At 49.2% G+C, this 13,891-nt stretch carries 12 protein-coding genes; 9 read left to right on the top strand and 3 right to left on the bottom strand.

The window, feature by feature from the left end; translation table 11 throughout:
• Positions 1-64 precede the first annotated feature (64 nt).
• The 7 genes from B0I18_RS10810 (at position 65) to B0I18_RS10780 (ending at position 10,168) form a co-directional block, all read left to right on the top strand.
• Positions 65-559 (top strand): hypothetical protein, encoded by a 495-nt coding sequence (locus B0I18_RS10810; RefSeq protein WP_106522722.1) that lies wholly within the window; start codon positions 65-67, stop codon positions 557-559.
• Positions 560-625: 66 nt separating this feature from the next.
• On the top strand, positions 626-3,943 hold the full coding sequence (gene secA, locus B0I18_RS10805) for a preprotein translocase subunit SecA (protein ID WP_106522721.1): 3,318 nt from the start codon (positions 626-628) through the stop codon (positions 3,941-3,943).
• A gap of 354 nt (positions 3,944-4,297) precedes the next feature.
• A complete protein-coding gene (gene thrA, locus B0I18_RS10800; RefSeq protein ID WP_106522720.1) occupies positions 4,298-6,748 on the top strand; it encodes a bifunctional aspartate kinase/homoserine dehydrogenase I in 2,451 nt (816 codons plus the stop codon).
• Between the two features lie 27 nt (positions 6,749-6,775).
• Positions 6,776-7,735, top strand: coding sequence for a homoserine kinase (locus tag B0I18_RS10795; protein WP_106522719.1), 960 nt, complete (start codon positions 6,776-6,778; stop codon positions 7,733-7,735).
• Between the two features lie 31 nt (positions 7,736-7,766).
• Positions 7,767-9,026 (top strand): threonine synthase, encoded by a 1,260-nt coding sequence (gene thrC, locus B0I18_RS10790; RefSeq protein ID WP_106522718.1) that lies wholly within the window; start codon positions 7,767-7,769, stop codon positions 9,024-9,026.
• A gap of 47 nt (positions 9,027-9,073) precedes the next feature.
• On the top strand, positions 9,074-9,892 hold the full coding sequence (locus B0I18_RS10785; RefSeq protein ID WP_106522717.1) for a class I SAM-dependent methyltransferase: 819 nt from the start codon (positions 9,074-9,076) through the stop codon (positions 9,890-9,892).
• A 21-nt stretch (positions 9,893-9,913) separates the two neighbouring features.
• Positions 9,914-10,168 carry a hypothetical protein gene (locus B0I18_RS10780; protein WP_106522716.1) on the top strand — a complete coding sequence of 85 codons (255 nt, stop codon included), beginning with the start codon at positions 9,914-9,916 and terminating at the stop codon, positions 10,166-10,168.
• A 20-nt stretch (positions 10,169-10,188) separates the two neighbouring features.
• On the opposite strand, the gene B0I18_RS10775 is transcribed toward B0I18_RS10780, so the two are convergent.
• Complete coding sequence (locus B0I18_RS10775) at positions 10,189-10,536, bottom strand: winged helix-turn-helix transcriptional regulator (protein ID WP_106522715.1); 348 nt, start codon at positions 10,534-10,536, stop codon at positions 10,189-10,191.
• Positions 10,537-10,664: 128 nt separating this feature from the next.
• On the opposite strand from B0I18_RS10775, the gene B0I18_RS10770 reads away from it, so the two are divergent.
• The gene (locus tag B0I18_RS10770; RefSeq protein WP_106522714.1) at positions 10,665-11,468 is read left to right on the top strand and encodes a DNA alkylation repair protein; all 804 of its coding nucleotides are present in this window, start codon (positions 10,665-10,667) and stop codon (positions 11,466-11,468) included.
• Positions 11,469-11,529: 61 nt separating this feature from the next.
• The gene (locus tag B0I18_RS10765) at positions 11,530-12,015 is read left to right on the top strand and encodes a hypothetical protein (protein WP_106522713.1); all 486 of its coding nucleotides are present in this window, start codon (positions 11,530-11,532) and stop codon (positions 12,013-12,015) included.
• Positions 12,016-12,083: 68 nt separating this feature from the next.
• On the opposite strand, the gene B0I18_RS10760 is transcribed toward B0I18_RS10765, so the two are convergent.
• Together B0I18_RS10760 and B0I18_RS10755 are read right to left on the bottom strand one after the other, a co-directional pair.
• Complete coding sequence (locus B0I18_RS10760) at positions 12,084-13,169, bottom strand: proline and serine-rich protein 1 family protein (protein ID WP_106522712.1); 1,086 nt, start codon at positions 13,167-13,169, stop codon at positions 12,084-12,086.
• Between the two features lie 90 nt (positions 13,170-13,259).
• Entirely contained in the window at positions 13,260-13,760 is a 501-nt protein-coding gene (locus B0I18_RS10755) for an acyl-CoA carboxylase biotin carboxyl carrier protein subunit (RefSeq protein ID WP_106522711.1), read from the bottom strand.
• Positions 13,761-13,891 lie beyond the last annotated feature (131 nt).

Raw genomic sequence — 13,891 nt, 5'->3', positions numbered from 1 at the left:
TTCGTTACCTTTGTACGCCCGAAGACGTGCCTATATGGCAGTTGGGGCCAATTTTGCATGAATTTTGATTTACATCTTATTCTGGCAGTATTTATACCTGATCATGACCATTAAAAGAGTCTCTTATTTTACTTTCCTCGTTGCGATTACTACTATCGCAACCGTTACCTCGTGTAACAGGGCAAAGGCACAGGGACCAGGACAGGAAGGTCATGAGATCACCATAAGCCATTCGGCAGACCTGGCCGAAGCAGCCACGGTATATGGCCCCGAGTTTACCTTCGAACTGTCGAAAGTATTGCGGGATAAAGGCCTGCAGACCGGCAAATTCAAAATAGCCACCCGCCCTACCGGCAGTGGCGATGCCATTACCGTTTATCTTATTTTCGATAAGGACTATAAAGGAACTGTATCGACCTCAATATTTGGTCTCCCGGTACAGTTGTTGACAACGGCCGAACCGGTTATCGCATATCAACCTACAGCAACACGCTATTATGCCCCGCTTATTGACGAAAGGGCAGGAATTGCAAGCAGGAACAGGATTTTAAGAGAATAGAACCGGCCATTTTTGCCCGATCTGTTTTTTTAACACACCATCCATTAAAATTCCAAAATTCAAGCCATGTTAGGTTTCATATCCAAAATGTTTGGCGGCAGCAAGTCTGAGAAAGACGTAAAAAAGATCATGCCGCTGATTAAAGAGATCAATAATCACTTCGAAAGTTATGCCTCGCTGACCAACGACCAGCTGCGTCTTAAAACAGTAGAATTCAGGGAGCGTATCCAGGCGCACCTGGCCGATATTACCAACCAGATCGCTGCTAAAAAAGCAGAGGCGGAAGCCGATCCGGATATGGATATCCATGCCAAAGAAGCGATCTACGACGAAGTAGATAAACTGGAAAAGAGGAGCAACGAAGTACTCGAAGAGATACTGGAGCAGATCCAACCCGAAGCCTTTGCCGTAGTAAAAGAAACGGCTCGCCGTTTTAAAAACAATACCGAAGTCGTATCTACAGCTACCGAGCTGGACAAAGAACTGGCCGAAACCCGCGACTACCTGCGTATCGAAGGCGACCAGGCAATCTATAATAACAACTGGAGCGCCGCAGGCGTAGAAGTAACCTGGAATATGCAGCACTACGACGTACAGCTGATCGGTGGTACGGTACTGCACCAAGGTAAAATTGCCGAAATGGCAACGGGTGAAGGTAAAACGCTGGTATCTACCCTGCCGGCTTACCTCAATGCCCTTACCGGGCGTGGCGTACACGTAGTAACGGTGAATGACTACCTGGCCCGTCGTGACCAGGAATGGAACGGCCCCGTGTTCGAATGGCTGGGTCTGACCGTAGACTGTATCGATAAACACCAACCTAACTCGCCGCAGCGGCGCAAGGCTTACCTGGCCGACCTGACCTACGGTACCAATAACGAATTCGGCTTCGACTACCTGAGGGATAACATGGTGCACAGCCCCGAAGAAATGGTGCAGCGCAAACATCACTTCGCCATGGTGGATGAGGTGGATAGCGTACTGATCGATGACGCCCGTACCCCGCTGATTATTTCCGGCCCGGTACCTAAAGGCGACGAACAACAGTTCCATATCCTGAAACCCCGTATCGAAAAACTGCTGGAAGCCCAGCGCCGCGTGGTCAACCAGGCCCTTACCGAAGCTAAAAAACTGATCGCCGACGGCAAGTCAGATAAAGAAACGGGCGGTCTGCAGCTGTATCGCGCCTTCAGGGGTTTACCCAAAAACTCAGCGATCATTAAATACCTGAGTGAAGAAGGTAACAAACAGATCCTGCAGAAAGCCGAGAACCATTACATCGGCGAACAGCAGCGTCATATGCCGAAAGTAAACGAAGAGCTTTACTTCTATATCGACGAAAAACAAAACAGCGTTGATCTTACCGAAAAAGGTATCGCCCTGATTACCGGCGCCGGCGAAGACGCCCAGTTCTTTATACTGCCCGACATCGGCACCGAGCTGGCGGTTATCGAACGCGCCGACTTAGCCCAGGAAGAAAAATTACAACGCAAAGACGCCGTACTGCAGGAATATGCAGCCAAGGCCGACCGTATCCACTCCGTACAGCAATTGCTGAAAGCCTATACCCTGTTCGAAAAAGACGTGGAGTATGTGGTGATGGACGAAAAAGTAAAAATCGTAGATGAGCAGACCGGCCGTATCATGGAAGGCCGCCGCTATAGCGATGGCCTGCACCAGGCGATCGAAGCCAAGGAGAATGTAACCGTAGAAGCGGCTACACAAACCTTTGCCACCGTGACCCTGCAGAACTACTTCCGTATGTACCATAAGCTGTGTGGTATGACTGGTACCGCGGAAACAGAAGCGGGCGAGTTCTGGTCGATCTACAAACTGGATGTAGTAACCATCCCTACCAACCTGCCGATATCCCGTAATGACCGCCAGGACCTGGTTTACAAAACCAAACGGGAGAAATATAAAGCCGTCATCGACGAGATCGAAGCCCTGCGCAGCGTAGGCCGCCCCGTACTGGTGGGTACTACCTCCGTAGAGGTGTCCGAATTGCTCGGCCGTATGCTGCAGCAAAAGAAGATACCGCATAACGTACTTAACGCCAAGCAACACTCCCGTGAAGCCCAGGTAGTAGCCGAAGCCGGTCTGTCCGGTGCGGTAACCATCGCTACCAATATGGCCGGTCGTGGTACGGATATCAAGCTGGGTGCAGGTGTGAAAGAAGCCGGTGGCCTGGCCATTATCGGTACAGAGCGCCACGAAAGCCGCCGTGTAGACCGCCAGTTGCGTGGTCGTGCCGGTCGCCAGGGCGATCCGGGTACCTCCCAGTTCTTTGTATCGCTCGAAGATGAGCTGATGCGCCTCTTCGGCTCTGAACGTATTGCCGCTATGATGGACCGTATGGGCCATAAAGAAGGCGAAGTACTGCAGCACAGCATGATCACCAAATCGATCGAACGTGCACAGAAAAAAGTAGAAGAAAATAACTTCGGCATCCGTAAACGCCTGCTGGAATACGATGACGTGATGAACGCACAACGTAACGCCATCTACAAACGCCGTCGTCATGCCCTGTTCGGAGAACGTCTTGCCATCGACCTCGACGCTGCCCTGTTTGATGTGTGCAGCAGCCTGGCCGGCCAGTACAACGGCGATATCGAAGCCTTTAAACTGGAAGTGGTAAAACACCTGGCTATCGAGCCCGAAATGACCGCAGAAGACCTGAAAGACAGCAACAGTGCCAGCGACAAACTGTACCACCAGGCTAAAGACTTCTACCACCGTAAGATGGACAGCCTGCGGGAACACATCCATCCGCAGTTTGTACAGATCGACGAGCAACAGGGCGGTCGCGTGGAAAACATCGTGATACCCTTTACCGACGGCGTTAAAGGCATACAGCTGTACATCAACCTGAAAGAAGCAGTAGCCCGCGAAGCGCGTCCCGTGGTAGAAGGCCTGGAACGTAACATCACCCTGCTGATGATCGACGAAGCCTGGAAAGACCACCTGCGTGCAATGGACGACCTGCGTCACTCGGTACAGATGGCCTCTTACGAACAGAAAGACCCGCTGCTGATCTACAAGTTCGAAGCTTTCAACCTGTTCAAGAACGTACTGCTCGAAACCAACCAGAACATTATGTCCTTCCTGTTCCGTTCCGGCATACCGATGCAGGAAGCGCCGCCACAGGTAGCACAGATGCCACCGCAGCGTACCGACATGAGCGAGATGTACGACAATAAAGCACAGATCGACGCAGCGGGACAGGACTATGCTGCCGATGAAAATGATTACTACCAGGAGCCGGTAATGGATGCCCCTGTAAAACGCCAGCCCATAATGGCTGAGCCTAAGATAGGACGTAACGATCCTTGCCCTTGCGGTAGCGGTAAAAAATACAAATCCTGCCATGGTCAACACCTGTAAGAGTTAGGATCATGACATACGATAAAAAGAACGGCATCCCAATGGATGCCGTTCTTTTTTTGAACCTCTGGCAACCAGCCATAATAGCAAATTGTAATACTGCTGCATTCCGTCTTTACTTAAAACGAACCGGGTAATTTTCATTAATTAACTTTTGCGTTCGAGCATTTTGATTATGTTTGTACCGTTGAAAGCCATTTCACACATAGCATCTTCTTTCTCCTTTGGTACAGCAACAGCTGCTACCACAACAACCCGTTAAGGGTTGTGTCTTCTCATATTATCCATTAAGGGCAAGGGCCCGATATCAACAGGAAACTATTTTCGTTTTCACCCTTTTAATATTGGATTACTATGAAAGTCTTAAAATTCGGTGGCAGTTCTATGGCCCGGCCGGTCAATATTACCCAGGTAATGAATATTATACGAAACCACCCGGATCAGCATAAATTGCTTGTAGTTGTTTCGGCATTCAAAGGCATTACAGCATCCCTGATACAAGCAGGACAACTGGCAGCGTCAGGTTCGCAAGAATATGCCAGGATCGTAAAAACGATAGAGCACCGCCACCTGGAAAGTGTACAAGCACTAATTCCGGTTACCCATCAAAGCAGCACCTTAAGTGAGGTAAAGGTATTATGTAACGAGATAGAAGACCTGACAAACAGCATCCTTATCCTGGGTGAATTCTCACCACACACGTCTGACAGGCTTGCGGCTTATGGCGAGCTTTTATCCTCCCACATTCTTGCAGCGGCCTTTTGCCAAAATGGTACCGCATGCCTGTGGAAGGACAGCAGGGAACTCATCAGAACAAATTCCCGGCATGGTTGCGCCGCGGTTGACTTTACAGCGACCAACCGGTTAATCCAGGATTTTATGCAGCAACAAACTTGCAGGCTGATTATCGTACCCGGTTTTATTGCTGCTGACGAACGGGGTGTTACCACTACACTTGGGCGAAACAGCAGCGACTATACCGCTGCTATACTGGCATCGGCTGTAAATGCAACGGTCTTGGAAATATGGAGTGATGTAAACGGGATACAAACTGCTGATCCCCGCTATGTAAAACATGCGCGTAGCATTTCCCGCATCAGTTATGAAGATGCTATGGAACTCTCCCATTTCGGTGCCGGTATAATTTACCCTCCTACCCTGCTGCCGGTTATGCGACAAAATATTCCCACCTATATCAAAAACACTTTTGATCCGGGCAATACAGGTACGTTTATAGCTCCGTTTACAGCAACCGACGCAACCGACGATAGTCTCATAAAGGGCATCAGTAGTAAAGACCGGGTTACCCTTATCAGTCTTGAAGGCAGTGGTATGATAGGCGTACCGGGTTTTGCCCGGAGGTTGTTTGAGGCACTCAGCAACAAAGAGATCAATATAATTATGATCACCCAGGGATCATCGGAACACACGATATGTGCCGCAATAGAAACAGAAGCGGCCGAAAGTGCGAAAATAGCGGTGAATAAAGAATTTGCTTATGAAATCAGCATCGGGTATGTAAAGGAACTTATTGTTGAAAATGAGCTTTCGATTGTTGCACTGGTAGGGGAGCAAATGAAAAGCAGGCATGGTATTAGCGGCGGCATGTTTGGCGTGTTGGGCCATAACGGGATCAATATACGCGCCATTGCCCAGGGAGCCTCGGAAAGAAACATATCTGTAATCATCGCTTCATCTGATACCAAAAAGGCAATCAATGTACTGCATGAGCAGTTCTTTGAAGGATCTTGTAAACAAATTAATCTTTTCCTCTCCGGAACCGGCAATGTAGGCAGCAAACTGCTGGAGCTGATAAAAAATCAAAACAGTTATCTCGAACGGACCATGAACCTGCACATCAACGTTACGGGCCTCGCCAACAGCCGTAAGATACTGATAGATGAAGACGGCATAGACCTTGACCATTGGCAATCCTTACTTGAAGATGCCCCTTCCGACGCTACGCTTTCATTTCCGGATGCAATTATAAAAAAGAACCTGCGCAACAGCGTATTTGCCGATGTTACGGCGAGCGAAAACGTTGCTATGACTTATACGCGATTGCTCGAAAAAAGCATCGGCGTTATAGCCTGTAACAAAATAGCCTGCTCTGGCACCTATAAGCATTACCTGCAGCAAAAAAAAACCGCAGCAGCCTACAATACCCCTTTTTTTTTCGAAACCAATGTCGGCGCCGGGCTTCCGGTTATCAATACCCTTAATGATCTTATCCGCAGCGGCGACCGCCTGTTGAAAATAGAAGCGGTATTGAGTGGCACGCTCAATTTCGTATTCAATCATTATGATGGCAGCCGCCCCTTCGCTCATATCGTAAAAGAAGCGCAGGTTGCGGGTCTTACGGAACCCGACCCCAGGCTCGATCTCAGTGGACAGGACGTAGCACGTAAGATACTGATATTAGCCCGGGAGGCAGGCAACGCCCTTGAGGCAGGTGAAGTAATCAATACCAGCTTCCTGCCTGCCGTTTGTATGCAAGGTACAGTTGAAGAATTCTACGACACTTTGCTAGAGCAGGAAACGTATTTCCGCTCCCTGTATAATACAGCCGCGATTGCAGGTCATAAGCTAAAACTTGTAGCTTGCCTGGAACATGGTAAAGCGAGCGTAGGTCTTCAGCATATAGTGCCTGATACAGCCATGTATCACCTATCCGAAAAAGACAATATTGTACTTTATTATACAGAACGCTACGGCCAGCAGCCGCTTGTGATTCAAGGTGCGGGGGCGGGTGCCGCAGTAACCGCATCCGGCATTTTCGCCGACATACTCAGGGCAGCCCGCTAAAAAATCAACTTCCTAAAACCTTTCAACATGCCTCCTCTCAAAAAAATAACAATAAAAGCACCTGCGACCATAGCTAACCTGGTATGTGGTTTCGACATACTGGGTATGGCTATTAATGCGCCCTTTGATGTGATGCATCTTACCTTACTCGACGAAGAGCGCATTGTGCTAAAAAATACCGGTATTTATCCGCTCCCCGAATCGGTAGCGGACAATGTAGCCGGAGCCGCACTTACAGCGCTTATCAAAGCTTACGAATTGCGGCCGGAGCTGAAGAAACCCTACCCGCATATCGGGTTTGAACTAGTTACCGACAAAAAAATAAAACCCGGCAGCGGCCTGGGCAGCAGTGCGGCAAGCAGTGCAGGGGCTGTAGTAGCAGCCAACCTTTTATTAGATGATCTTTTCAGCAAAGAAGAACTGGTCACCTTCGCCATGTACGGCGAAAAGGTAGCCAGCGGCGTAAAACATGCCGACAACGTAGCCCCATGTATCTATGGCGGCGTTACCCTTGTACGCTCAGCTCATCCGCTGGATATAATACCCCTGCCCGCTCCGCCCCTTCATATTACGGTTGTACATCCGCAGATAGAGGTCAGGACCAGCGATGCCAGGCAAATATTACGCAAGGAAGTACTGCTTAAAACCGCCATCAAACAATGGGGGAATATTGCCGGGCTTGTGGCCGGGCTGTTCCGTAATGACTATAACCTGATCGGCAACAGCCTTTCGGACGAGATTATAGAACCGACACGAAGTATTTTAATACCCGGCTTTCAAAAAATTAAAGATGCAGGCAAAGCCATAGGCTGCCTCGGCGGAGGCATCTCCGGTAGTGGCCCCTCCATCTTTATGCTCAGCAAAGAGGAACAGACAGCACAAGACATAGCCGGCTACATGGGCGATGTCTATGACAAACTTGGCATTGACTTCCACTGTTATGTTACAGCACTTAATACCCAGGGCATCACCGCCTCAACGTTCTAAAACAACAAGTTGATCACAATAAAACAACAATATGTATTACTATAGCTTGAACCGGGAAGCGCCCGGGTCAGATTTCAGGGAAGCAGTTATAAGCGGACAGGCCCGAGACAAAGGACTTTATTTCCCGGCCGCTTTACCCAGGCTGCCTGAAGCATGGATAAAAACAATAGAAACACGTAGCGATATCGCAATAGGCATCGACATTATGCGGCCTTATACCGAGCACGCTTTACCGGAAAAGATATTACAGCGTATCATAGAAGAAACGTTAAGTTTCCCGATGCCGTTAATCCCCCTGTCTGAAAATATTTTTTCCATGGAACTGTTCCACGGTCCTACTCAGGCTTTTAAAGATATCGGCGCACGTTTTATGAGTGGCTGCCTCGGTTATTTTCTGAGGGGAGCAAAGCAAAAAGCAATAGTACTTACGGCAACCAGCGGCGATACCGGCGGGGCTGTTGCGCATGCCTTCCACAATGTACCCGGCATCGAAGTTGTCATACTCTACCCTTCCCGGAAAATAAGTACAGTACAGGAAGCCCAGATCACCGGGCCTGGCGGCAATATAAACGCACTGGCAATTGAAGGCACCTTTGACGATTGCCAGGCACTGGTCAAGCAGGCCTTTGCAGACGAAGCGCTAAGACAAAAGAGAATATTGACCTCTGCCAACTCCATTAATATTGCCCGTTGGCTTCCGCAACAGATTTACTATTTCCTTGCGTGGAAACAATGGCCGGAAAAGCAAGCGCCACCGTTGATATCGGTGCCCAGTGGCAACTTCGGAAATATTAGTGCCGGCGTTTTAGCCCATCTTTCAGGGCTACCTGCTGAGGGCTTTATCGCAGCCTGTAACGCCAATGCCGCCGTGCCGGATTATCTTGCCTCCGGGCACTATCAGACCGGCCCCGTAAAACACACCTTATCCAGTGCTATGGACGTAAGCGCCCCCAACAACTTCGTGCGCCTATTAGCCCTTTACCACAATCAGTACTCCGGGCTTAAAGATGTAGTGAGCGGGTATAGCATAAGTGATGACCAAACCAGGAATGCCATAAAACAGGCCTACAACCGGTACGATTACCTGCTTGACCCTCATGGTGCGGTAGGATTTGCCGCACTGGAAAAGGCTCAGGAACTGCAAATAGGACGGAAAGGGCTGTTTCTCGAAACGGCACATCCCGCTAAGTTCCTCTCTGCCCGGCCTGAGGAAGAACAAGCGGGAAACTACATAGCCATGGATAAAACTTATAAAGCCTTTAAACACTACTTACTCGAAAACTTAGGCTGATAAATAGTCTTTGTTTCATTAGATTTGCATAAAATACCTGCGGCCACATGCTTATGACTCCCGAACGTTTTTTCGATCTATTCCTTAAAGAACTGGAACAGCGAGAAGAAATGCATCGTTACTATAAATTTCTCGGGAAAGAATCTTCTTTTCATTTCAGGAAAAACTACTTTTTAGAACGGCTGCGCTTTATCGCCCGCCAGGTGCAGGACCCAGCATCGTCGGTATGGGATTGCGGTTCGGGTTATGGCACTACCTGTCTTTTCCTCGCCATGAACGGCATTAAAACACACGGCACTACCCTGGAGTTTTATTTTGAGACGGTGGCCCGCCGTTATGAATACTGGAACCAATTCGGCGAAGCTTCGCTGTTTACCTGCTCTTACGAAAACCTGTTCGATAACCCGCCTGCAACGGGCAGTTATGACACCATTATCGTACAGGATACCCTGCACCATCTTGAGCCTATCAACGATGCCCTGCATATCTTTCATAATGCCCTGAGGCCCGGTGGCCGCATTATAGCGGTAGAAGAGAATGGCAGTAATATTATTCAAAACGCCAAACTCTATAAGTACCGTGGCAATAAACGCATAATTAAACAATGGGATGAAAAGCTGCAGAAAGATATCCTGATCGGTAACGAAAATATACGCAGTCTCAAAACCTGGTCGGAGCTGATGCAACATAATAAATTCAATATCGATACCGCTTCGGTGCAGTATGTGCGCTACTTCCTGCCCTTCCGTTACCGCAATGCCAATCCCGATCAATTGCTGCGCAAGGAGCAGGAGATCCAGCGCAAGAGCAGCTTCCGGAAAGAATACTTCTTCTTCGGGCTTAATTTCGTAGCCGTAAAGCAATAATACGTTTACTAAATCAAGACCATGCAGGAAACACCCGGATCCTGGCAGAACAGGATAACACGAGCCCTGGCGTCTGCAGAACCGCACACACAGGGTTATGCACTGCTGGTCGAAATGAAAGATAAAGGACTCAGCAGCGAACAGGCGTATACGCTGCTGGAGTCGTTACGCGCCGGCGTCCGGGCTGCAGCCGGCGAGCAAAGGGAAGACCTGCTGCTCGAAATGATGGATATCGTAACCGGCTTTTGTCCGCCGCAGAGGCGCATTTGGCAGTAGCCATCCTGAAGGGTTCTTGATTATCCTGCTACTACATCCTGCTTATCCAACAGGATTTTGCCCCAGTCGTTCAGCTGCCACAGCACGGCTACCAGTTGCTGGCCAAGCGGCGTAAGGGTATACTCCACGCGTGGCGGCAATTCCTTAAAGATCTCTTTAGACAGGATACCCGCTTCTTCCAGCTCTTTCAATTGCTGGTTCAGCACGCGTCTATCCACCTTGCCTATGCCCCTTAAAAGCTCACTGGGGCGCTTCTTGCCTTCGTTGATCTGCCATACGATCGGTATTTTCCATTTACCGCTGATTGCATTGACCGCAAATTCGAGCGGACAGATTTTTTCTGTTATGGTAGCAGCCTTGGTATGCATAAGATTGACTTTTTTATCCCATAGTGACCTGGATATGCGGTATTGCAGGTATCGGTCGCTTTTTGAAACTTTGCAAAAATACCCATTATAAGCAACAGGCGTACAAGCCGCAACCAAGAGCAGGTATCATGAGCACAGAAAAAAGGAAGGGCGCCCGGTCGGTCGGGGACATTACACCGCAACTACGCGCGCAACTGAACCAGGGCGCAATACCCACGGCCAACCTGGTAGAATGGCTTGCCGTAGACCAGGTTGTTTTACTGGAACAACTTTTAAAGCAGCTGGACCGTATGCAGTACTACCAACCGGTAACAACAGCGATCGCACATCTGCAGAAAAAAACGGTCAATACCATTAACGAAGCCATCGGCACGGCATTGCTCAGGCAAATACGCGAGCACCGGGATGAGCAGATCATACCGGCCCTGTTTACCCATACCGCCGACTTGGTGCGTTGCTGGGGCGCTTATCTGGTAGGCAAAGACCCCGCACTGGACATAACCGAAAAGCTGCACCGAATACAGCTTTTCGCTGCCGACGAACATTTCGGCGTAAGGGAGATCGGCTGGATGGCGGTACGGCCCGCCATAACCGCACAGCTGCAGGAAAGCATCGGCATACTGGCTACCTGGACAACTGCTGCAGACGCCAATATACGCCGCTTCGCCACCGAAGCGACAAGACCCCGCGGCGTATGGTGCGCCCATATAGAGCTATTGAAACAACAACCCGAAATGGCCTTAGCCCTGTTGACACCGCTACGCGCCGATCCCTCCCGTTATGTACGCGACAGTGTCGGCAATTGGCTGAACGATGCCAGCAAAACCCGGCCGGATTTTGTACGCGACCTTTGCTGGCAGTGGCAGCGGGAAAGCGATACACCCGCAACCACGTACATTATACGGCGTGCATTGAGAACATTGGATAAATAGCTACATTGCGGCAAAAGGGAAACAGGCGCCCTAAACGGTGCCGGTAAACATACCCGTTACTATGACCAGGACAGATGATTTTCTTTATAAAAAAATATGCTGGAAAGCCGCCAGGAGTGGCCTTCCCGGTACAAGCGCTTTTTATTATGCCGACCTGCCGGTAGCCAACCGTCTATCCCTGGAAAGTGATATCGACAGCACAGGCTGCGGTTTGCCCGTCCTCTTTTTCAGCACACCTGCAGGCGCCTGGACCCTGGTCTGTACGCGGCAGGTAATTGGCTTTGACCAGGGCGCCATGACCACCTGCAACCTGTCTGTAATCGATAGCCTGTCACCGCCGGGCTTTGAGGATACCTCGAAATCAAAACTCCGGATTTACAGGGACGACAACCATGATAAACGAACCTGGCATGAGCTGATCGTTACCGATAAACAAGGCAACCAACACCTCCTGTATACCAGCCCGGGCGCCGACCTCTTTGCCCTCTGGAATATCCTGCACATGATGGTAAAACTGTTGCACCAGCAACCGGAACAAGGCGCATAAAAAACGGGAACAAGCGATAAGGCCTGCTCCCGTTTTCCAGGATCTTTATACTACCCGTTCGTCAATTATTATTGACCGATGATCGCGCGGAATTTCTCTTTCAGGAAATTGGTTTTGAACAGGCTTTCCAGCTTGCCGTAATTAGCCTGGTCGCTGGTTTGCGGGTACAACATCTTTACCACATCATAACGGCCCGACTGGGTTACCAGGTTATTGGCAAGAATGCGTACCTGTTCGGTAGAGAAGCAATTCTTCTTTTTGTTCTTAGTCAGTATTTTGATCTTGGCATCGTCGTCGGCATCCTCATCCAATATCTTCAGGGCAAAGTTTTCAAACTCATCATTGCTCATAGCCGTACGGCAGTCGCTGTTGGGTATGCCCGCAGGCTCTTCCGCCACAGGCGCAGCTTTCGGCTTGTCGGCAGTTACACGGTGATCCTGGCCGTCCTCTTCATCCCGTATCGCCGGCAGATCGGGATCCACTTCGCGTTTCGGTTTCTTTTTCTTTTTAGGCGCAGGCGCTGGTGTTGTTTGCCCTTCGAAGGCGGGCACCGCCTCTACGGTTTTAGCTACGGGTTGTCCTTTTCCGGTATTCAGCTCCAGGTCGCTGATAAAACGGCTATCGGCCTGCTGCTGTTCTTCGCTTTTGGCCTGTTTGGCTGCCGGCGTTTTCTTCTTGTTCTTAGCAGGCGTAAAGGCAGGCAGGTCTTCGGGATCGGTAGCCGCGGTTACCGGTTCTCCTTTAACGTCGGCTGTATTGTCTACAACGACCGCGGCATCGTTATTTTCCGGCAGTTTATCCTCTTCCGGTTTATTGCCCGACACGATATAGTTACCCTGTTGCAGGTCGTATAAAGCGAACTGGCGGTCGTTTACCTTTTGCAGTACAAAGCCCCTGCGGCCGGCAGCGGGTATGTTCAGTGCAAACTTCTGCGCCGGGTAACTATTTTGCTGGAACAGGATCTCGATATTCATTACACCGGCATCCAGGTTCGGGATAATGCAATAATTTTTACCCAGCCGCGGCAACATCTGTCCTTCCATTTTTACATAAAAGGGCGTCTGCTTATCGCCTTCGATATAGATATACGAATAATTGTTGCCCCTTGCAAAAGACGTAACCAGCAACAGGCACAAACCAATCAGGTACTTCATCCTCTAAGAATTAATATTTAAAATAAACCGGTACACAACCGTTATCCTAACGGTAAAACTATAACGTGTCCTATTACCGGTTTGCAAAACTTATGCCAATTCTATCAGCACTTGTCCTTTCTCCACAGCCGTGCGTTCGGTTGCTTTAATGGATTTTACCACTGCATCGGCAGGCGCTTTAAATACGTTCTCCATCTTCATCGCTTCAAGGATCAGCACGGGCTCACCCTTTTTAATCTCCTGTCCTTCGGTAACCATTATTTTAAGCACCAGGCCCGGCATCGGCGCTTTGATCGATTCTACTTTATTGGATTTGGCAATATTGAGTCCCATCTTTTTCAGCAGCTGATCGATCGGCTCCTGGATGCTCAGTTCATAACGATTACCATTGATACGCAGTTTCAGCGTTTTGGCAGCACGGTCTATTTCTTCGAGAATAGCATTATAGCTTTTACCGTTGGCCAGGATATGATAGGTACCATCCGGCATTTTACGGAGATCCCAGGAAAGGTGGTTATCCGCGATTTTCATTTCAGCCGGCAAGGCCGTCACTTCGAGCTCAGGGCCTTCGTTTATTTTTATTTTATTCATGAAATTATCGTAAAAAATACCTGCAAATGTAAGCTTAAAAATGGTAATACTTCTTAGGATAACGGCATAACAATTATGAACAATCCCGATATTTTTTGTCTAATTTTGCAACCTGTTAATTAAAATTATTC

Origin of the sequence: Taibaiella chishuiensis (assembly GCF_003014535.1) — a bacterium.
In the GTDB taxonomy this organism is placed as follows: Bacteria; Bacteroidota; Bacteroidia; order Chitinophagales; family Chitinophagaceae; genus Taibaiella; species Taibaiella chishuiensis.
Note: the sequence above shows the minus strand (reverse complement) of the source record. Positions and strands in the feature narration are given on the sequence as shown.

Coding starts and splice junctions, on each gene's coding strand:
- B0I18_RS10765 (WP_106522713.1), top strand. CDS start 11,530: ATGACCAGGACAGATGATTTTCTTTATAAAAAAATATGCTGGAAAGCC.
- B0I18_RS10775 (WP_106522715.1), bottom strand. CDS start 10,536: ATGCATACCAAGGCTGCTACCATAACAGAAAAAATCTGTCCGCTCGAA.
- B0I18_RS10785 (WP_106522717.1), top strand. CDS start 9,074: ATGCTTATGACTCCCGAACGTTTTTTCGATCTATTCCTTAAAGAACTG.
- thrC (WP_106522718.1), top strand. CDS start 7,767: ATGTATTACTATAGCTTGAACCGGGAAGCGCCCGGGTCAGATTTCAGG.
- B0I18_RS10760 (WP_106522712.1), bottom strand. CDS start 13,169: ATGAAGTACCTGATTGGTTTGTGCCTGTTGCTGGTTACGTCTTTTGCA.
- B0I18_RS10780 (WP_106522716.1), top strand. CDS start 9,914: ATGCAGGAAACACCCGGATCCTGGCAGAACAGGATAACACGAGCCCTG.
- secA (WP_106522721.1), top strand. CDS start 626: ATGTTAGGTTTCATATCCAAAATGTTTGGCGGCAGCAAGTCTGAGAAA.
- B0I18_RS10770 (WP_106522714.1), top strand. CDS start 10,665: ATGAGCACAGAAAAAAGGAAGGGCGCCCGGTCGGTCGGGGACATTACA.
- B0I18_RS10755 (WP_106522711.1), bottom strand. CDS start 13,760: ATGAATAAAATAAAAATAAACGAAGGCCCTGAGCTCGAAGTGACGGCC.
- B0I18_RS10795 (WP_106522719.1), top strand. CDS start 6,776: ATGCCTCCTCTCAAAAAAATAACAATAAAAGCACCTGCGACCATAGCT.
- thrA (WP_106522720.1), top strand. CDS start 4,298: ATGAAAGTCTTAAAATTCGGTGGCAGTTCTATGGCCCGGCCGGTCAAT.